This window comes from Actinoplanes sp. NPDC000266 (genome assembly GCF_042899005.1).
Taxonomy (GTDB): domain Bacteria; phylum Actinomycetota; class Actinomycetes; order Mycobacteriales; family Micromonosporaceae; genus Actinoplanes.
This window is the reverse complement of sequence record NZ_JBIAZI010000007.1, coordinates 255,254-273,920: the sequence shown is the minus strand read 5'-3', so window position 1 is coordinate 273,920 and position 18,667 is coordinate 255,254. Positions and strand designations below refer to the sequence as shown.

Annotated in this window: 15 protein-coding genes; 6 read left to right on the top strand and 9 right to left on the bottom strand. The window is 69.7% G+C overall.

Translation table 11 applies throughout. The features are described 5' to 3' along the window. Positions 1 to 132: 132 nt before the first annotated feature. Together ACFY36_RS28710 and nrdR are read right to left on the bottom strand one after the other, a co-directional pair. A complete protein-coding gene (locus tag ACFY36_RS28710) occupies positions 133 to 3,060 on the bottom strand; it encodes a vitamin B12-dependent ribonucleotide reductase (RefSeq protein ID WP_499749011.1) in 2,928 nt (975 codons plus the stop codon). A gap of 46 nt (positions 3,061 to 3,106) precedes the next feature. Continuing rightward, positions 3,107 to 3,625, bottom strand: a complete 519-nt coding sequence (gene nrdR / locus ACFY36_RS28705) for a transcriptional regulator NrdR (RefSeq protein WP_097318595.1) — start codon at positions 3,623 to 3,625, stop codon at positions 3,107 to 3,109. A gap of 891 nt (positions 3,626 to 4,516) precedes the next feature. On the opposite strand from nrdR, the gene lexA reads away from it, so the two are divergent. Beyond that, positions 4,517 to 5,311: a transcriptional repressor LexA gene (lexA, locus tag ACFY36_RS28700; RefSeq protein WP_499749010.1), complete on the top strand. Its 795-nt coding sequence runs from the start codon at positions 4,517 to 4,519 to the stop codon at positions 5,309 to 5,311. Here lexA and ACFY36_RS28695 read toward each other — a convergent pair. Beyond that, the gene (locus ACFY36_RS28695; protein WP_499749009.1) at positions 5,308 to 7,356 is read right to left on the bottom strand and encodes a hypothetical protein; all 2,049 of its coding nucleotides are present in this window, start codon (positions 7,354 to 7,356) and stop codon (positions 5,308 to 5,310) included. The genes lexA and ACFY36_RS28695 overlap by 4 nt on opposite strands. A 71-nt stretch (positions 7,357 to 7,427) precedes the next feature. Next, positions 7,428 to 8,846, bottom strand: coding sequence for a GTPase HflX (gene hflX, locus ACFY36_RS28690; protein WP_499749008.1), 1,419 nt, complete (start codon positions 8,844 to 8,846; stop codon positions 7,428 to 7,430). 172 nt (positions 8,847 to 9,018) lie between these two features. Here hflX and ACFY36_RS28685 point away from each other — a divergent pair, with 172 nt between their 5' ends. Both ACFY36_RS28685 and ACFY36_RS28680 read left to right on the top strand, forming a co-directional pair. Continuing rightward, the gene (locus ACFY36_RS28685) at positions 9,019 to 10,476 is read left to right on the top strand and encodes an NAD-dependent malic enzyme (protein WP_499749007.1); all 1,458 of its coding nucleotides are present in this window, start codon (positions 9,019 to 9,021) and stop codon (positions 10,474 to 10,476) included. A gap of 45 nt (positions 10,477 to 10,521) precedes the next feature. Continuing rightward, positions 10,522 to 10,920: a mycothiol transferase gene (locus ACFY36_RS28680; RefSeq protein WP_499749006.1), complete on the top strand. Its 399-nt coding sequence runs from the start codon at positions 10,522 to 10,524 to the stop codon at positions 10,918 to 10,920. Positions 10,921 to 10,929: 9 nt separating this feature from the next. Here ACFY36_RS28680 and ACFY36_RS28675 read toward each other — a convergent pair whose 3' ends face one another. The 3 genes from ACFY36_RS28675 to miaA are packed head-to-tail and all read right to left on the bottom strand — an operon-like array spanning position 10,930 to position 13,453. Then, positions 10,930 to 11,712: a glycerophosphodiester phosphodiesterase gene (locus tag ACFY36_RS28675; protein ID WP_499749005.1), complete on the bottom strand. Its 783-nt coding sequence runs from the start codon at positions 11,710 to 11,712 to the stop codon at positions 10,930 to 10,932. Further along, positions 11,709 to 12,557: a diaminopimelate epimerase gene (gene dapF / locus ACFY36_RS28670; RefSeq protein ID WP_499749004.1), complete on the bottom strand. Its 849-nt coding sequence runs from the start codon at positions 12,555 to 12,557 to the stop codon at positions 11,709 to 11,711. Before dapF ends, ACFY36_RS28675 begins: the two co-directional genes overlap by 4 nt. 8 nt (positions 12,558 to 12,565) lie before the next feature. Continuing rightward, positions 12,566 to 13,453, bottom strand: a complete 888-nt coding sequence (miaA, locus tag ACFY36_RS28665) for a tRNA (adenosine(37)-N6)-dimethylallyltransferase MiaA (RefSeq protein WP_499749003.1) — start codon at positions 13,451 to 13,453, stop codon at positions 12,566 to 12,568. Positions 13,454 to 13,655: 202 nt separating this feature from the next. On the opposite strand from miaA, the gene ACFY36_RS28660 reads away from it, so the two are divergent. Further along, positions 13,656 to 14,864 carry a DUF349 domain-containing protein gene (locus ACFY36_RS28660; RefSeq protein WP_499749002.1) on the top strand — a complete coding sequence of 403 codons (1,209 nt, stop codon included), beginning with the start codon at positions 13,656 to 13,658 and terminating at the stop codon, positions 14,862 to 14,864. Between the two features lie 46 nt (positions 14,865 to 14,910). Here ACFY36_RS28660 and miaB read toward each other — a convergent pair whose 3' ends face one another. Together miaB and ACFY36_RS28650 are read right to left on the bottom strand one after the other, a co-directional pair. After that, positions 14,911 to 16,398, bottom strand: a complete 1,488-nt coding sequence (gene miaB / locus ACFY36_RS28655; protein ID WP_499749001.1) for a tRNA (N6-isopentenyl adenosine(37)-C2)-methylthiotransferase MiaB — start codon at positions 16,396 to 16,398, stop codon at positions 14,911 to 14,913. A gap of 21 nt (positions 16,399 to 16,419) precedes the next feature. Then, positions 16,420 to 16,821, bottom strand: coding sequence for a hypothetical protein (locus tag ACFY36_RS28650; RefSeq protein WP_499749000.1), 402 nt, complete (start codon positions 16,819 to 16,821; stop codon positions 16,420 to 16,422). 141 nt (positions 16,822 to 16,962) lie between these two features. Between ACFY36_RS28650 and ACFY36_RS28645 the strand changes: the two genes are divergently transcribed. Together ACFY36_RS28645 and ACFY36_RS28640 are read left to right on the top strand one after the other, a co-directional pair. Further along, positions 16,963 to 17,706 carry an amino acid ABC transporter ATP-binding protein gene (locus ACFY36_RS28645; RefSeq protein WP_360241692.1) on the top strand — a complete coding sequence of 248 codons (744 nt, stop codon included), beginning with the start codon at positions 16,963 to 16,965 and terminating at the stop codon, positions 17,704 to 17,706. Between the two features lie 37 nt (positions 17,707 to 17,743). Next, positions 17,744 to 18,604: a glutamate ABC transporter substrate-binding protein gene (locus tag ACFY36_RS28640; protein WP_499748999.1), complete on the top strand. Its 861-nt coding sequence runs from the start codon at positions 17,744 to 17,746 to the stop codon at positions 18,602 to 18,604. Positions 18,605 to 18,667: the final 63 nt, after the last annotated feature.

The following is an 18,667-nucleotide window of genomic DNA, read 5'->3' as shown; positions in this document are numbered from 1 at the left end:
CGTGTCCACGGCCCGCACAACGGAAAAGTCCCCCGGACGGTGGCGTCCGGGGGACATCCCTTTGGTCAGACTCGCCGATGACTCTTGGATCTCAAGGTGCCCCTGGAGGGGACACGCTGAGAATGGTCACACTCAGCTGCAGCCGGACGTGGAGCCGCAGCCCTCGCAGACGTAGCAGCTGCCGGCTCGGCGCATCTTTGTGCCGCAGGTGAAGCACAGCGGGGCGTCGGCGGACTGGCCCATGACGATCTCGAGCAGCTCGGTGGAAGAGCCTACGGAGGCGGGGGCCGCCTTCTCGGGGTCGGTCGTGGGCTCGGTGACGACCAGCTTGGGCTCGGCCACCACCTCAGCGGCGACAACCTCGGCGGCGGGGGCCACCGGGGCCGAGGCGGCCATGCCGGCCAGGTCGACCGGGGCCGCTGCGGCCTCGGCCGCGGCCTCGGCCTGCACCTGGGCGGCGCGCTCCTTGGCCGTGAAGATGCCCAGGTCGGCCCGGGTGTCGTACGGCAGGAAGTCCAGGGCCAGGCGGCGGAAGATGTAGTCCATCACCGAGCTGGCCATGCGCACGTCGGGGTCGTCGGTCATGCCGGCGGGCTCGAAGCGCATGTTCGTGAACTTGCTGACGTACGTCTCGAGCGGGACGCCGTACTGCAGCCCTATCGAGATCGCCACCGAGAAGGCGTCCATGACGCCGGCCAGGGTGGAGCCCTGCTTCGACATCTTGAGGAAGACCTCGCCGAGGCCGTCGTCGGGGTAGGACGACGCGGTGAGGTAGCCCTCGGCGCCGCCGACCGAGAACGACACCGTCTCCGACGGGCGCTTCTTCGGGAGGCGCTTGCGGACCGGGCGGTACTCGATGACCTTCTCGACGACCTTCTCGACCTCGGTCGAGGGGGCGGTCTCCGTCGTGGCGGTGTCCTTCTTCTTGCCCGCGGCGGAGAGCGGCTGGCCGACCTTGCAGTTGTCGCGGTAGATCGCGAGCGCCTTCAGGCCGAGCTTCCAGCCCTGGTAGTGGATGTTCTCGATCTCCTCGACGGTCGCCGTCTCCGGCATGTTCACCGTCTTGGAGATGGCGCCCGAGATGAACGGCTGGACCGCGGCCATCATGCGCACGTGGCCCATCGGGGCGATCGCGCGCTCGCCCATGGCGCAGTCGAAGACCGCGTAGTGCTCCGGCTTGAGGCCGGGGGCGTCGACGACGTTGCCGTGGTCGGAGATGTGCTCGACGATCGCCTCGACCTGCTCCTCGGGGTAGCCGAGGCTGCGCAGGGCGCGCGGCACCGTCTGGTTGACGATCTGCATCGAGCCGCCGCCGACGAGCTTCTTGAACTTGACCAGGGCCAGGTCGGGCTCGATGCCGGTGGTGTCGCAGTCCATCATCAGGCCGATGGTGCCGGTGGGGGCGAGCACGGACGCCTGGGCGTTGCGCCAGCCGTTCTTCTCACCGATCTTGTTGCCGGCCTGCCACTGCTTGGTGGCCTCCTTGACGATCGCGGTCGCGACGGCGTTGGCCGGGCGGATCGCGTCGTTCGCGGCGGCGTGCTTGCGCATGACGCGCTTGTGGGCCTCGGCGTTGCGGGCGTAGCCGTCGTACGCGCCGACGACACCGGCCAGCTCGGCCGAGCGGCGGTAGGCCGTGCCCGTCATGAGCGAGGTGATGGCGCCGGCGACGCTGCGGCCGGCCTCCGAGTCGTACGGCAGGCCCGACGCCATCAGCAGGGCGCCGATGTTGGCGTAGCCGATGCCGAGCTGGCGGTAGGCGCGCGTGGTGACGCCGATCCGCTCGGTCGGGAAGTCGGCGAAGCAGATCGAGATGTCCATCGCGGTGATGATGAACTCGACGCTCTTGACGAACTTCTCGACCTCGAAGCCGCCCTCGGGGGTCAGGAACTTCATCAGGTTGAGCGAGGCCAGGTTGCAGGACGAGTCGTCCAGCGACATGTATTCCGAGCAGGGGTTGGACGCGGTGATGCGGCCGGTCTCGGGGTTGGTGTGCCAGTCGTTGATCGTGTCGTCGTACTGCAGGCCAGGGTCGGCGCACTCCCACGCGGCCTTGGCGATGTCGCGGAACAGCTTCTTGGCGTCGACCCGCTCGATCTCCTCGCCGTGCATGCGGCCGCGCAGGGCGAAGTCGCCGCCCTCCTCGTAGGCGCGCATGAACTCGTCGGAGACGCGGACCGAGTTGTTGGCGTTCTGGTACTGCACCGAGACGATGTCGGCGCCGCCGAGGTCCATGTCGAAGCCGGCGTCGCGCAGGGCGCGGATCTTGTCTTCCTCGCGCGCCTTGGTCTGCACGAACTCCTCGATGTCGGGGTGGTCGACGTCGAGGATGACCATCTTGGCCGCGCGGCGGGTGGCGCCACCGGACTTGATGGTGCCCGCGCTGGCGTCGGCGCCGCGCATGAAGCTGACCGGGCCGCTGGCCGTGCCGCCGGAGGAGAGGAGCTCCTTGGACGAGCGGATGCGCGAGAGGTTGACGCCGGAGCCGGAGCCGCCCTTGAAGATCAGCCCCTCCTCCTTGTACCAGTCGAGGATCGAGTCCATCGAGTCGTCGACCGAGAGGATGAAGCAGGCGCTGACCTGCTGCGGCGACGACGTGCCGACGTTGAACCAGACCGGCGAGTTGAAGCTGAACACCTGGTGCAGCAGCATCCAGGTCAGCTCGTGGTCGAAGACCTCGGCGTCGGTCTTGGTGGCGAAGTAGCCGAAGTCCTCGCCGGCCTTGCGGTACGTCTGCACGACCCGGTCGATGAGCTGGCGGAGCGACTGCTCGCGCTGCGCGGTGCCGACCGCGCCCCGGAAGTACTTGGTGGTGACGATGTTCGCCGCGTTGACGCTCCAGTCCTTCGGGAACTCGACGCCGCGCTGCTCGAAGTTGATCGAGCCGTCCCGCCAGTTCGTCATGACGACGTCGCGGCGCTCCCACTCGACCTCGTCGTACGGGTGGACACCCTCGGTCGTCCAGACCCGCTCGACCCGCAGCCCCCCGCTGCCGGCCGGCGCGCCGTTGCCGTTCGCCCGGCTGCGCTGCCTGCCTGCTGTTACGCCGTCCCCGGCCATACTGCTCCCCCTCGTAACTACTACGTCTGCCACTCGAAAGTCTGTTCTAGCTGTTGATCTTGGGTGCGCGACCGCCGGATCGCGGCGCCACGGCGTGCCGCACCGCGGCCTCCCGGGCGATCGCCGCCTCGCGGAGAGCGGTGATCTCCTTCTCGAACTCGTCGAGCGAGTCGAAGGACTTGTACACACTGGCGAACCGGAGGTAGGCCACCTGGTCGAGGTCGCGCAACGGGGCGAGGATCGCCAGGCCCACCTCGTGGCTGGGGATCTCGGCCGCGCCCTTGGCCCGGACGGTCTCCTCGACCTTCTGCGCGAGCAGCGCGATCGAGTCCTCGTCGACGGGCCGGCCCTGACAGGCCTTGCGAACGCCGCTCATGATCTTCGTACGGCTGAAGGGCTCGGTGACCCCACTGCGCTTCACGACGGCGAGAACCGCTTCCTCGACCGTGGTGAACCGCTTGCCGCACTCGGGGCACGAGCGGCGGCGACGGATCAGCTGACCGTCGTCGGCCTCACGTGAGTCGACGACGCGCGAGTCGGCGTGACGACAGTACGGGCAGCGCACCGTGAACCCCCTCCAGTGACCTTCCCGACCAGAATCCGGACACGACAAAACGCAGCGTCAAGCTGGTGGACACCAGCTCGCCGCTGTGGACGGCCTGTGGATAACCGGTGGGAGGTAACCCCAACCTGTGGATGACTTACACCCTTGTAACTACTAGATGTTGGGGTAGACGCTATGCCGATGCGGACGCGGGCGCAAGTTCAGCGGCGTGCCGACGCGCCGTATTTTCCGGCTCAACACGAGCGGTTGATCTTTCGTTACGGTTCGAGTCGATCAAGAGTCGTAGGGCAAGATCAAAACATCGCCCGCGTGTACGCCGTAACTACTCAGACCGTTCAGCCGGCGCAGCTCGTCGACCCCCGCTTGACCATGCCGACCAGGCATCTCGCGTGCCGCCACATCCCAGAGCGTGTCACCCGGCCGGACGACGATCGTAGGCGGCGGGCCCGCGGGCGGCTCGTCAGCCCGCGAAGCCGTGGTGAACAACACGGCACTGGCCAATGACGCCAGAACGACCAGAAGACCAAGGACCACCGCGCGACCGCGCCGGGTGAGCCGCAGGGGCGGTTCAGCGTGCCGTACACCGTTGGTCACCATCAGTCTCGCCACCCCGCTCGACCTCGGAAAATGATCACGGGAAATGTGATCATCGTACGGGCGTTCGATCGAACGCCCGTACGACGGTCTATCAGAACAGGCGTACGGAAGTCGAGCACTTCCGGGCGACACGCCGGAAGAATGTCGTACAGATGTTTGAATATGTCGTACCGCGCCATTACGGTTCTCCCTCAAGAGGGGTCAGCCGGGCAGGCGCCATCCCCACGGCGTTCCGTTCCGGCTCCGCGAAAGCACCACGTGCCGACGAGGCACTGGCCGACAGGGAGGGCGGACGTGTCGACCGACGACCGGACGAGCCGGCAACATGAGAGCAAGCCTGACAACGGAGCGATCACCACGGCCGCCCCGCGACGTCGCTCGCCGAGCCGCGGACGCGCCGCCGACGCACCGCAACTGCGCTCCGTCACCCCGGTGGTCAGCCAGTTCCCCGACCCCGTCACCGCCGAGCTGACCGCGCGCCAGCGCAAGATCCTCGAGTTCATCCGGGGCTGGGTCGAGCGTTACGGATATCCGCCCAGCGTCCGCGAGATCGGCGAGGCGGTCGGCCTGGTGTCGCCGTCCAGTGTGGCCTATCAGCTGAAGGCGCTCGAGACCAAGGGCTTCCTGCGCCGCGACCCCAACCGGCCGCGCGCGGTCGACGTGCGCTCCCCCAACGAGCTGGTCGACGACGAGGCGCTGCGCTCGGCGCGGCCCCAGCCGGCCTACGTGCCGCTGGTGGGCCGCATCGCGGCCGGCGGGCCGATCCTGGCCGAGCAGGCGGTGGAGGAGTTCTTCCCGCTGCCGCGCGAGCTGGTCGGCGAGGGCGACGTCTTCATGCTCGAGGTCAAGGGCGACTCGATGATCGACGCCGCCATCTGCAACGGCGACTGGGTGGTGGTCCGCCAGCAGCCCACGGCCGACGCGGGCGACATCGTGGCCGCGATGATCGACGGCGAGGCCACGGTGAAGAGCTACCGCCAGCGCGACGGCCACGTCTGGCTGATGCCGGCCAACCCGGCCTTCGACCCGATCCCCGGCGACGACGCGACCATCATGGGCCGCGTCGTGGCCGTCCTGCGCCGGGTCTAGCGGGGGCCGTAACCGGGCCCGTAACCCTCGGGGCGGCGGTGGTAGTCGGCGTAGTCGTTGCGGCCCTGCTGCTGGCCGCCGTACACGCCGCCACCGCCCTGGGCGCCGCCGCCGCGAGGAGGCTGGCCCTGGGGACCACGCGGGGGCTGCTGCCCGCCGCGGGGCGGCTGGCCCTGCGGGTTGCGCGAGGGCTGCTGCCCGCCGCGCGGTGGCTGGCCCTGCGGATTACGCGCGGGCTGCCCCTGGGGACCGCGCGCGGGCTGGCCCTGGGGACCACGAGGAGGCTGCTGCCCGCCGCGCGCCGGCTGACCCTGCGGGTTGCGCGGAGGCTGCTGCCCGCCACGCGCCGGCTGACCCTGCGGATTACGCCCGGGTTGACCCTGCGGTCCGCGCGGAGGCTGACCCTGCGGACCGCGCGCGGGCTGACCCTGGGGACCACGCGTGGGCTGACCTTGAGGGCCGCCGGCGGGCTGACCCTGCGGGCCCCGTGCCGGCTGACCCTGCGGACCACGAGCGGGCTGGCCCTGCGGACCACGTGCCGGCTGACCCTGGGGACCCCGCGCGGGCTGACCCTGCGGGCCGCCGGCGGGCTGACCCTGCGGACCACGTGCCGGCTGACCCTGCGGACCACGAGCGGGCTGGCCCTGCGGACCACGAGCGGGCTGGCCCTGCGGACCCCGCGGCGGCTGACCCTGCGGACCGCGCGCGCCCTTGGCCCCTCCATAAACCCCGGCACCGGCCCCCGCGGGCACCGCTCCGGCGGGAGTCTTGGTGCCGCCGTAGACCGCGCCGGAGGCCGCGCCGTCCGTCGAAGGCGGCCTGGTGGCGCCGCCCTTGCCGCCGTAGACGCCACGCTGCGGGGCGCCGCCGACGCCGATCAGCTCGGTCTCGGGCTCACCGTCCAGCGGGTTGTCGAAGCCGTCGACCGGCTCGTCGGGCTCCTCGGCCACCCGCTTACGGAAGCGGACGATGCCGAACACGCCGACACCGACCAGGATCAGGCCGAGCACGCCGACACCGGCCACCGCGTACGTGATGTCGCTCAGCTCGAGATCGGCGTACCACTTCTTCTCGTCGCCCGCCTCGCCGCCGGCGGCCGCCTTGGCCACCGTGGTCGCGGGCGTGTAGCGCAGGATGTAGTTGGCCGCCTCGGTCTCGCCGCTCATGTCCGACGTCGTGTAGAAGAACTTGCCGTCGGGGCTGTACGTGATCGCCTCGCCGAGCGTCTCGTTCGGCAGGCCGGTCGTGCGCGGCTTCTCCTTGAGCGCGGCCAGCACGTCGCCGTTCTTGACGTCCCATTCCAGGGCGTCCGTGTACGTCCGCAGGGCGATCTTGCCGCCGCCGGGGGCGATCGCGCCGCCGGTGATCACCTTGTTGCCGATGCGGGCGTACGGGTTGCCGGCCGTCTGCGTGCCCGAGACCGTGAGCTTGGCGACAAGTTTCATCGGCACGCCGGTCTTGCCGGTCTTGAGCGCGGCGGTGGGCTCGTAGACGTACGCCGAAGCGTCCGCCTTCTGGATCTCTTTGGTGACGATCAACGGGGTGCCGTTGCCGTTGAGGAGCAGCGCCTCGGCGTCGTGGTGAGCGTCGGGGAAGGTGAGGCGGTAGAGCACCGGCTCCGACGCGCCGGTGACCGGCATCTTCCAGAGGCCGATGGTGTCGCGGCTCTTGTCGTTGTCGAAGTCGTTGTCGCCGATGTCGGCGATCCACAGCGTGCGGCCGTCGGCCGAGAGGATCATGTCCTCGGTGTCGAGCGGGCCCTTGCCGCTGTAGTCGACCTCTTTGACGACCGCGCACTTCGTGTTGAGGAAGAAGATCTTCTTCTTGTCCTCGTCGAGCGTGCCGTCGTTGATGACGATGTAGCCGGTCTTGGTGGCGACGAGCCCGGAGACCTCGTCGAGGCGCTTGTCCGCGATCTTGCACATCTTCTTGCCCGCGACCGAGGGGGCGCTGACAACCGGTGCCGGATCGTCGGCAAACGCACTGGACGGACCGGCCATCACGAGCCCGGAGGCCACGATGACCGGAAAGACGAGACGCCGCATCCGATCAGTGTCGCATGCGGCGTCCCGTGCCGGTGTTACGCGTGGATCACCTCATCGGTGACGCCGCACGCTCAGTGCCGGAACGACTCCAGTTCGCCAGCAAGCCGCTCATCGACGCGGATGCGGAGCTCGGTGCCCTCGTCCAAATGGCGGGTTTGCAACACCTGACCGGATCGATGAATTCGGGCGACCAGATCGCCCCGGTCATAGGGCAGCAGAACACGCAACTCGACCGCCGGCTTCGGCAGCCGCTCCGCGATGGCCGCGTGCAGCTCCGCGATGCCCTGCCCGGAGCGGGCCGACACGAAGACCGCGTCCGGCCACGTCCGCTTCAGCCGCAGAATCGTCTCCTCGTCCGCGGCGTCCATCTTGTTGATGACCAGAAGCTCGGGCAGCTTGTCGGCGTCGACGTCGGCCAGCACCTCGCGGACCGCGCTCACCTGGCCCTCGGGGTCGGGGTGGGAGCCGTCGACGACGTGCACGACCAGGTCGGAGTACGACACCTCCTCGAGCGTGGAGCGGAACGCCTCCACGATCTGGTGCGGCAGGTGCCGGACGAAGCCGACGGTGTCGGACAGCGTGTAGACACGGCCGTCCTCGGCCGCCGTGCGCCGGGTGGTCGGGTCGAGGGTGGCGAACAACGCGTTCTCCACCAGCACACCGGCCTGGGTCAGCCGGTTGAGGATGCTGGACTTGCCCGCGTTGGTATATCCCGCGATCGCCACCGACGGCACTCCGCTGCTCTGGCGGCGGGAGCGCTTGGTCTGGCGTACGGTCCGCATGGCCTTGATCTCCCGGCGCAGCTTGGCGATGCGCTGGTTGATGCGGCGACGGTCGGTTTCGAGCTTGGTCTCACCCGGACCACGGGTGCCGACGCCGCCACCACCGGAACCGCCACCGGCGCCACCGCCCTGCCGGGACAGCGACTCACCCCAGCCGCGCAGACGCGGCAGGAAGTATTGGAGCTGGGCCAGCTCGACCTGCGCCTTGCCCTCTTTGCTCTTCGCGTGCTGGGCGAAGATGTCGAGGATCAGCGCCGTGCGGTCGACGACCTTGACCTTGGTCTGCTGCTCGAGATTACGAAGCTGGGACGGTGACAGCTCGCCGTCGCAGATGACGGTGTCGGCCCCGGTCGCGATGACCGCGTCCCGCAGCTCCTCGACCTTTCCGCGGCCGATGAAGGTGGCCGTGTCGGGGCGGGAACGCCGCTGGATCAGACCCTCGAGCACCTGGGAGCCGGCGGTCTCGGCGAGCGCGGCCAACTCGGTGAGCGAGTTTTCCGCGTCCTCGACGGAGCCCTCGGTCCAGACGCCGACCAGGACGACCCGCTCGAGCCTCAGCTGACGGTACTCGACCTCGGTGATGTCGGTGAGCTCGGTGGAAAGGCCGGCGACCCGCCGAAGCGAATGCCGCTCCTCGAGCTCGAGTTCACCGGTCGTGGGATCCGGCTCGTCCAGTTCGAGTACGGGTGCCTGGTAAGAGTTTCGCAAAAGTGACCTCCTCGGCACCGATCGTGGCACGTCCAGGGTAGGAGCGCATCCACATAAAGGTGCCGGGCGTTTTCGTTCAGTGACAGGACAAGGCACAACGCCCCGGTGGGAATCCCGTATTCCGGGGGAGCAAGATTACGGTGAAGCACCCGCCAACGTCGGAGGGAACACCGTGGTGACGACCCGCCTGCCCAGCGCAGGATTCTCGATCACGATCCGGATAGCCGTGACCGCGGACGCCTCGTCCATCGGCCGGCTCACCACCTGTGTCGGCGAGGCCGGCGCGATCGTGACCGCTCTCGACGTGGTCGACTCCGACCCCAGCCGCGTCCTGGTCGACCTCACCTGCGACACCGCCGACTCGAGCCACGCCGACCAGGTGGTCAAGACGCTCGAGGAGCAGGACGGCGTCGACGTCCGCAAGGTGTCCGACCGCACCTTCCTGCTGCACCTCGGCGGCAAGATCGAGGTGAGCTCCAAGGTCGCGCTCCGCAACCGCGATGAGCTCTCCCGGGCGTACACCCCGGGTGTGGCCCGGGTCTGCATGGCGATCGCGGAAAATCCGGCCGACGCGCGCCGGCTCACGATCAAGCGCAACACGGTCGCCGTGGTCAGCGACGGCTCGGCCGTGCTCGGCCTGGGCAACATCGGGCCGGCCGCCGCCATGCCGGTCATGGAGGGCAAGGCCGCCCTGTTCAAGCGCTTCGGCGGCGTGGACGCGTGGCCGGTGGTCCTCGACACGCAGGACACCGACGAGATCGTGAAGATCGTCAAGGCCATCGCGCCGGCCTACGGCGGCATCAACCTCGAGGACATCGCGGCGCCGCGCTGCTTCGAGATCGAGGCCCGCCTGCGCGAGCAGCTCGACATCCCGGTCTTCCACGACGACCAGCACGGCACGGCCATCTGCGTGCTCGCGGCGCTGACGAACGCCCTGCGCGTCGTCGGCAAGCGCCTCGAGGACGTCCGCGTGGTCGTCTCGGGAGCGGGCGCGGCCGGCACGGCCATCATGAAGCTGCTGCTCCGCCAGGGCGTGGGCGACATCATCGCGTACGACCGGAAAGGCGCCCTTCACCGCGGCATGGCCGACATGTCGGAAACGTGGCAGTGGCTGGCCGAGCACACCAACAAGAGCAACTACGAGGGTGACCTGCCGGGCGCGATCGCCGGCGCCGACGTCTTCATCGGCGTCAGCGCCCCGAACCTGCTCACCGGCGACGACATCGCCCGGATGGCCGACAAGTCGATCGTCTTCGCGCTGGCCAACCCCGACCCCGAGGTCGACCCCCGGGCCGCCCGCCGGCACGCCGCCGTCGTCGCGACCGGCCGTTCCGACCAGCCCAACCAGATCAACAACGTGCTGGCCTTCCCCGGCGTCTTCCGGGGCATGCTCGACGTCAGCGCCGAGGAGTTCACCGAGGAGATGGCCCTGGCCGCCGCGAACGCCATCGCGGACGTCGTCGGCGAGGACAAGCTGAACCCCACGGTGATCATCCCCAGCGTCTTCGACCCCCGCGTCACCCCGGCGGTCGCGGCTGCCATCCGAGCCGCCGTCCGGGGCCCGCAGCAGCACAACGCGGCGGCGCTTCCCGAGGTGGAGCTGGAAAAAGCGCCAGAAGAAACCTTTTAGGTACGAATCGTCCGACACCACCCGCCGCAGCGGACAGCTGGGCGGGTGGTCCGGGCCGTCGCGACCTTCCGGGTTGTCCTGCAACGAGAGGTCAGAGACAAGGCGCTGTCGCTGCTCGGCCTCGTGCGGCACCTGTCGGCGGTCGAGGCCTGGTTCCACGCCTACGACGGCCGGCCCGACCACCACTACTTCTGGGACTACGTGCCGGGCGCGCGGAACAGCGCTGACGTCACCGTCGCCCGGGCTGACGACGACCTGGACGCCTATCTGGCCAGTGTGGCCCGCTCACGCGCGGCCGTGGCCGGGCGCGGTCTCGACGACCGCAACCCCGGCGAGCCCCACACGCTGCGCTGGATCTACCTGCACATGATCGAGGAGTACGCCCGCCACAACGGCCACGCCGACTTCCTCCGCGAGCGCATCGACGGCACCACCGGCGAGTAGCCGGACGGGTCAGCGGGCGGACCAGCCGGTCAGTTCGGCGACGTGGTCGGTGATCAGGCCGGTCACGCCGGTGGCGCGCAGGGTGGGCCACTCCGTCATGTCGTTGGCGGTCCAGGGCATGACTTCGATTCCCCGCGTGGCCAGTTCGGTGACGGTGTGGGGAGCGCCCAGGACGTCGGCCGTCGACGGGTTGCAGCAGACGACGCCGAGGTCCTCGGCCAAGGAGACGGTGTCGGCCTCGAAGCGCAGGCGGAGCAGGCCCCGGCGGACGGACGGGGCGGCCTCGCGGACCAGGCGGATCACCTCGGGGTCGAAGCTCTGCACGATCGTGCGGTCGGCCAGGCCGGCGGCGGTCACCATCTCCATGATCGTTTTGACCTCGGAGAGGGTGGCCGGGGGTTTGATCTCCAGGAGGAGTTGCGGGCCCGGCGGGGCCAGCAGGTCGAGCGTCTCGGCCAGGGTGGGCACGCGCACGCCCGCGTAGGCCGGGGAGAACCACGAACCGGCGTCGAGCCGGGCCAGCGACGCCCGGTCTAGGTCCCAGACGTGGCCGGCGCCGGTCGTGGTGCGGTCCAGCGTGCGGTCGTGGATGACCACGGGGACGTCGTCGGCCGTGGTGCGCACGTCGAACTCGACGAAGGTCGCGCCGCCGCGCACGGCCGCCTCGAAGGCGGGCAGCGTGTTCTCCGGCGCGACCGCCGAATAGCCACGATGCGCGACCCGGTGCAGGCCGCGACCGGCGACGGGACCAGCGACGGGTGCGGCGGCGGTGGCGCCACCGGGCGCCGTCATCGGGTGAGGGTCTCCAGGTCGGCCTCGCCGGTCGCGACCAGGACGGCCGGGCCGGCCAGCCACCAGGCGCCGTTCTCGTCGTGGGTGACGGTCAGGCGGCCGCCGGGGAGGTCGACCGCGACGACGCCCTCGGACAGGCCGGCGTCCCGCAGGGCCACCGCGCCGACCGCCAGGGCGCCGGAGCCGCAGGCCAGGGTCTCGCCGGAGCCACGCTCGTAGACGCGCATGTCCACGTGCAGGTCGGCGTCCTCGATCGGGGACGCCGGTGTCACGAACTCGACATTCACCCCGGCCGGGAAGAGGGCCGGGTCGAAGCCGGGCGAGACCGACAGGTCGAGCGACGGCAGCTTCAGGCCGTCGTGCAGGGCGCAGACCAGATGGGGGTTGCCGCAGTCGACGGCCACGCCCGGGAACGTCAGCGGTCCGGTGGTCGCGGTGCTGGCGGCGTACACCCGAGGGGTTGCCATGCGCACCCGCACCTCGTCGCCCACGAAGACCGCGACCACGACGCCCGCTCGCGTCGCGATCGGAAGCCCGGCGGGGCCGGGGGTGGCGAGCCCGTGCGTGACCAGATAGCGCGCGAAGACCCTGGTGCCGTTGCCGCACATCTCGGCGATCGAGCCGTCGGCGTTGCGGTAGTCCATGAACCACTCGGCCTCGGCCGCGTAGCCCTCGCCGGCGGAGTCCTTCGCGCTGCGGACGACACGCAGGACACCGTCGGCGCCGATGCCGAAGCGGCGGTCGCAGAGGGCGGCGACCTGCGACGGCGTCAGGTCGAGCGCGCCGTCGGGGTCGGGGACGATGACGAAGTCGTTGCCGGCGCCGTGGCCCTTGGTGAACAACACGCCGTCCATCATCGCGCAAGCGCCAGCGCGTCGGCCACGAGCGTGCCCGACCCGCCGTCGAGCCAGTGGATCGCCGGGTCACGGCGGAACCAGGATCTTTGCCGGCGTACGAATCGACGGGTGCCCCTGACCGTGTCTTCCTTAGCCGACAAATCCGACATGAGGCCATCGAGTTCGGCGATAGCCTGCTGGTAGCCGAGCGCGCGCGACGCGGTACGCCCCTCTCGCAGGCCGAGGGGGAGCAGACGCCGGACCTCGTCCAGAAGTCCCACCTCCCACATGAGGTCCACCCGGAGCGCGATCCGCTCGTCGAGAGCCTCGACGGAACGGTCCACCCCGATCTGCACCGACGGATAGTGCGGCGTCGGGTCGGGCAGCGACGCCGTGAACGGCTGCCCGGTCAGCTCGATGACCTCCAGCGCCCGCACGATCCGCCGCCCGTTCGACGGGAGGATGGCCACGGCCGCCGCCGGGTCGAGCGTGCGCAGCCGCTCATACAGGGGCGCGGCGCCTTCCGCGGCGAGCTCCTCCTCGAGGCGGGTCCGGATGACCGGGTCCGTGCCGGGGAACGCGAACTCCTCCAGCACCGCCCGCACATAGAGGCCCGACCCGCCCACCAGGATCGGAACCCGGCCGCGGGCCGCGATGTCGTCGATCGCGGCCCGGGCCAGCGCCTGATATTCGGCGACCGCGGCCGGCTCGGTCACGTCCCAGATGTCCAGCAGGTGGTGGGGCACGCCCTCGCGCTCGGCGACGGTCAGTTTCGCCGTGCCGATGTCCATCCCCCGGTAGAGCTGCATCGAGTCGGCGTTGACGACCTCGCCGTCCAGTTCGTGGGCTAGCGCGATACTCAGGGCGGATTTGCCCGCCGCGGTCGGCCCGACGACGGTTATCACGCGTGAAGGGGCTGGCGACGGCACGAAGCCACGGTAGGACACTGTTTGGCCACGGTCATCGTCGGGCGCTTCCCCGTAACCCGGTTGGACCTGTGACAATGCGCGAGAAAGAATGCCATGGAGAAGCTTGGCGTTCGACTGCGCTGTGGCGGTGGTCACCGGTTCTTCGAGGCCGGCGACGCCGGGAAGACGAGGATGGGTCATGAACGACTGGACGGCCTTCGGGCGCGTGGATGCCGACGGCACCGTGTACGTGAAGACCGCTGATGGCGACCGGGTGGTCGGCTCCTGGCAGGCGGGCACCCCGGAGGAGGGACTGGCCCACTTCGCCCGGCGCTTCGCCGACCTGGTGACCGAGGTCGACCTCGTCGAGGCGCGGCTGAAGTCCGGAGCGGCCGACGCGGCACATTCGCTGAGCAGCGTCAAGCGCCTGCGCACGGAGCTCGCCGAGGCGCACGTGGTCGGTGACATCGACGGGCTCAACGCCCGGCTCGACAAGCTCGCCACGCTCGCCGAGGAAAAGGCGGGCGAGGCCCGCGCGGCCCGCGAGGTGGCCCGGGGCGAGGCCCTGGCCCGCAAGACGGCCCTCGTCGAGGAGGCGGAGAAGATCGCCGCCGAGGCCACCGGCTGGAAGACGGCCGGCGACCGCCTCAAGGAGATCCTCGACGAGTGGAAGACGATCCGCGGCGTCGACAAGAAGACCGACGGCGAGCTGTGGAAGCGCTTCGCGACCGCCCGGGACGGCTTCACCCGCCGCCGCGGCGCGCACTTCGCCACCCTCGACGGTCAGCGCAAGCAGGCCCAGACGGCGAAGGAAGAGCTGGTCAAGGAGGCCGAGAGCCTGTCCGAGTCGACCGAGTGGTCGGCCACGGCCAACCGGCTCAAGGACCTGATGGCCGAGTGGAAGGCCGCGCCGCGCGCCGCCAAGGAGGCCGAGCAGCGCCTCTGGGAGCGTTTCCGGGCCGCGCAGGACGCCTTCTTCACCCGCCGCTCCGAGGTCTTCTCGGCCCGCGACGCCGAATACAAGGGCAACCTCGACCGCAAGCAGGCCATCCTGGCCGAGGTGGAGGCGCTCGACGTCGACGCCGACCCGCGCGGCGCGCAGAACAAGCTGCGTGACGCCCAGGCCGCCTGGCACGACGCCGGCCGCGTCCCCCGCGAGTCCTCGGCCTCCCTCGACCGCCGCTGGCGGGCCGCCGAGGAGCGCATCCGCGTGGCGATGGACTCGGCCTGGCGCAAGACCTCCCCGCAGGACAACCCGCTGCTCCAGCAGATGCGCGAGCAGGTGGCCGAGGCGGAGGAGAAACTGGCCCGGGCCCAGGCCGCCGGCGACAACCGCCGCATCAAGGAGGCCGAGCAAGCGCTCAACTCCAAGAAGCAGTTCCTGGCCCTGGCCGAGCAGGCCAACTGACCTGATCAGGCACGGCCCGGTCCTCTGGACCGGGCCGTTTCTGTTTCTACAGAGCGCAGCCCTCGGCGGCCGCGGGGAGCGGGGCCGGGACGCCGATCGTGGGGAGGCCGAGGGAGACGCCCTTGAGTTTGGGGGTGCGGCCGGCCTCGAAAGCGTCGCCCGCCCGGGTGCGGCGGTGCGACAGCGGGGCGCCGTCGGCGTTCAGGTGGTGCGGGGCGGCGTAGGTGACCACGGTCTCGACGATGTCGCCGGGGCGCGGGGTCAGGTCGCCGGTGGCGAAGTGGACCAGGCGGCCGTCGCGGGCCCGGCCGCTGAGACGGCCCGTACGCTCGTCCTTGCGGCCCTCGCCGACCGCGACCAGCACCTCGACCTTTTCGCCGACCAGCTTCTTGTTCTCGGCCCAGGTGATCTCTTCCAGAAGCGCGACCAGGCGTTCGTAGCGCTCCTGCACCACGGCCTTGGGCAGCTGCTCCTCCATCACGGCGGCGGGGGTGCCGGGACGCTTGGAGTACTGGAACGTGAAGGCGCTCGAGAACCTGGCCCGGCGTACGACCTCGAGGGTCTGCTCGAAGTCCTCCTCGGTCTCGCCCGGGAAACCGACGATGATGTCGGTGGTGATCGCCGCGTCCGGCATGGCGGCGCGGACCTTGTCGATGATGCCCAGGTATTTCTCCTGGCGGTAGCTGCGGCGCATGGCCTTGAGCACCCGGTCGGAGCCGGACTGCAGAGGCATGTGCAGCGAGTGGCAGACGTTCGGCGTCTCGGCCATCGCGGCGATCACGTCGTCGGTGAAGTCTTTCGGGTGCGGGCTGGTGAAGCGGACCCGCTCCAGGCCCTCGATGGCGCCGGCCGAGCGCAGCAGCTTGCCGAAGGCGAGCCGGTCGCCGAACTCCACGCCGTACGAGTTGACGTTCTGGCCCAGCAGCGTGACCTCGAGGACGCCCTCTTTGGTGAGAGCCTCGACCTCGGCCAGGATCTCGCCCGGGCGGCGGTCCTTCTCCTTGCCACGCAGCGAGGGCACGATGCAGAACGTGCAGGTGTTGTTGCAGCCGACCGAGATCGACACCCAGCCCGCGTACGTCGACTCGCGCTTGGTGGGCAGCGTCGACGGGAAAACCTCGAGCGACTCGAGGATCTCGACCTCGGCCTCCTGATTGTGCCGGGCGCGCTCGAGCAGCGCCGGCAGCGAGCCGATGTTGTGGGTGCCGAAGACGACGTCGACCCAGGGCGCCTTCTTGACGATGTCGCCGCGGTCCTTCTGGGCCAGGCAGCCGCCGACCGCGATCTGCATGTCGGGGTTCTTCACCTTGGTGGGGCGCAGGTGGCCGAGGTTGCCGTAGAGGCGGTTGTCGGCGTTCTCCCGTACCGCGCAGGTGTTGAAGACCACCACGTCGGCCGACTCGGGATCGGCCGCGCGCACGTAGCCGGCGTCCTCCATCAGCCCGGAGATGCGCTCGCTGTCGTGCACGTTCATCTGGCAGCCGTACGTGCGCACGTCGTACGTGCGCGAGGCGCCCTGCAATTCGGTAGTCATGGCAATTGGCCAGGGTACTCGTTACCTCGCTGTGTTGGCGGGGCGCACGTTGCGACGCTCAGGGCCGTCGTCGGTCTCGACCTCGTCGACGTGGACGGCTGTCAGGCTGCCGTCCGGCGTCGCCAGGACGTACCGGGAAGGGTCGAGGGAGTCGTCGGGAAGCAGGACCGCGGCACCCAGCCGGACCGAGACGGCGCTCGCGGCCGTGGCCTCGTCGACGCGCGACGGCGCGAGATAGACGTCGACCAGTGTCGGGAAGTCGCCACCGACCTCGTAGACGTCGCAGAGAACGTCACCCTCCGCTTCCAGGGCGACCACCGAACGTTCCAGCGTGCCCGCCAGAGCACCGCGCACACGATCCGGGTCGAGGGGGCAGGCGACCGCCCAGTTCCAGAGGCCACCTGTCGGATCGGTGTCAGCCATACCGAACATGGTGGACAATGATGGCCCATTGCGAGTGGTGAGTTACCAGTCCGTGACCATTCTCGGCGTGAACCGATACAAGAGCCCACATAGAGTGTGCCCATCCGGGTGAAACCCCAATGACGGGACGGTGGTCCAGCAGTGTCCGACGAGGCTCTCATCGTCCTCGACAAGGTGAACAAGTACTTCGGGCCGCTCCACGTGCTCCAGGACGTGGATCTCTCGGTGGCCCGGGGCGAGGTCGTCGTCGTGATCGGACCGTCGGGCTCCGGGAAGTCCACGCTCTGCCGCGCGATCAACCGGCTCGAGCCGATCAACTCCGGCACCATCACCTTCGACGGCCGTCCCCTGCCCGCCGAGGGCCGTTCCCTGGCCCGGCTGCGCAGCGAGGTCGGGATGGTCTTCCAGTCCTTCAACCTCTTCGCCCACAAGACGATCCTGCAGAACGTCATGCTCGGGCCGGTCAAGGTGCGCAAGGAGAAGCCGGCCGAGGTCCGCGAGCGGGCCATGTCGCTGCTCGACCGGGTCGGCATCGGCAACCAGGCCGAGAAATATCCGGCGCAGCTCTCCGGCGGCCAGCAGCAGCGCGTGGCGATCGCGCGGGCCCTGGCCATGCAGCCCAAGGCGATGCTGTTCGACGAGCCGACCAGCGCGCTCGACCCCGAGATGGTCGGCGAGGTGCTCGACGTGATGACGTCGCTGGCCCGTGAGGGAATGACGATGGTCGTCGTGACGCACGAGATGGGATTCGCGCGGCACGCGGCCAACCGCGTCGTTTTCATGGCCGACGGCCAACTGGTCGAATCGGCGCCGCCGGCGGAGTTCTTCGCCAATCCGAAAAGCGATCGCGCCAAGGACTTCCTTTCCAAAATCCTCACGCACTGACTTATTGGTCCAACTAGGAATATCGAGGAGCCCAATGATGCGCATCACCCGATTGGCAGCAGCGCTCGGCGCGCTCACGATGGCGTTCGGCGTTGCGGCCTGTGGCGGCAGCGACGACGACGCGGGCAGCAGCGGCAGCGGCGCCACCGGCATCGTCAAGAAGGCGGAGGGCGGCAAGCTGGTCATCGGCGTCAAGGCCGACCAGCCCGGCCTCGGCCTGCAGACCGGCAGCACCTACGCCGGCTTCGACGTCGAGATCGGCAAGATCATCGCGAAGGGCCTGGGCCTGGCCGACAGCGGCATCGAGTGGAAGACCACGGTCTCCGCCAACCGCGAGCCCTACATCCAGCAGGGTCAGGTCGACCTGGTCGTCGCGACGTACACGATCAACGACGAGCGCAAGAAGGTCGTCAACTTCGGCGGGCCCTACTTCGTCGCCGGTCAGGACCTGCTCGTGCCGACCGCGTCGACCATCACCGGCCCCGAGTCGCTGGCCGGCAAGAAGGTCTGCTCGGTGAGCGGCTCGACCCCGGCCAAGCGGATCCAGACCGACTACAAGGACGCCAAGCTCCAGCAGTTCGACTCGTACTCCAAGTGCGTGACGGCGCTGGCCGGCGGTCAGGTCGACGCGGTCACCACCGACGACATCATCCTCGCCGGCTACGCCGCGCAGGAGCAGTACGCGGGCAAGTTCAAGGTGGTCGGCAAGCCGTTCAGCGAGGAGCCGTACGGCATCGGCCTCAAGAAGGACGACACCGCCGGCTGCAACAAGATCAACGACATCCTGAAGGCGGCCGCCGCCGACGGGTCGTACAAGAAGGCCTGGGACGACACCCTCGGCAAGAGCGGCAAGGCCGCGCCCGAGCTCGACGCCACCAAGCTGACGAACTGCTCCTGATCCTCTTCAGTGCCGCGGGGGCCGGTGATCCGGCCCTCGCGGTTTTCTTCGCTCGAAGGTGCC

Excerpts from the sequence above, each read along its gene's own strand:
- ACFY36_RS28710 (WP_499749011.1), bottom strand. The coding sequence starts at position 3,060 with ATGGCCGGGGACGGCGTAACAGCAGGCAGGCAGCGCAGCCGGGCGAAC.
- miaB (WP_499749001.1), bottom strand. The coding sequence starts at position 16,398 with ATGACTACCGAATTGCAGGGCGCCTCGCGCACGTACGACGTGCGCACG.
- ACFY36_RS28675 (WP_499749005.1), bottom strand. The coding sequence starts at position 11,712 with ATGACGGCGCCCGGTGGCGCCACCGCCGCCGCACCCGTCGCTGGTCCC.
- ACFY36_RS28640 (WP_499748999.1), top strand. The coding sequence starts at position 17,744 with ATGCGCATCACCCGATTGGCAGCAGCGCTCGGCGCGCTCACGATGGCG.
- ACFY36_RS28650 (WP_499749000.1), bottom strand. The coding sequence starts at position 16,821 with ATGGCTGACACCGATCCGACAGGTGGCCTCTGGAACTGGGCGGTCGCC.
- ACFY36_RS28695 (WP_499749009.1), bottom strand. The coding sequence starts at position 7,356 with ATGCGGCGTCTCGTCTTTCCGGTCATCGTGGCCTCCGGGCTCGTGATG.
- ACFY36_RS28660 (WP_499749002.1), top strand. The coding sequence starts at position 13,656 with ATGAACGACTGGACGGCCTTCGGGCGCGTGGATGCCGACGGCACCGTG.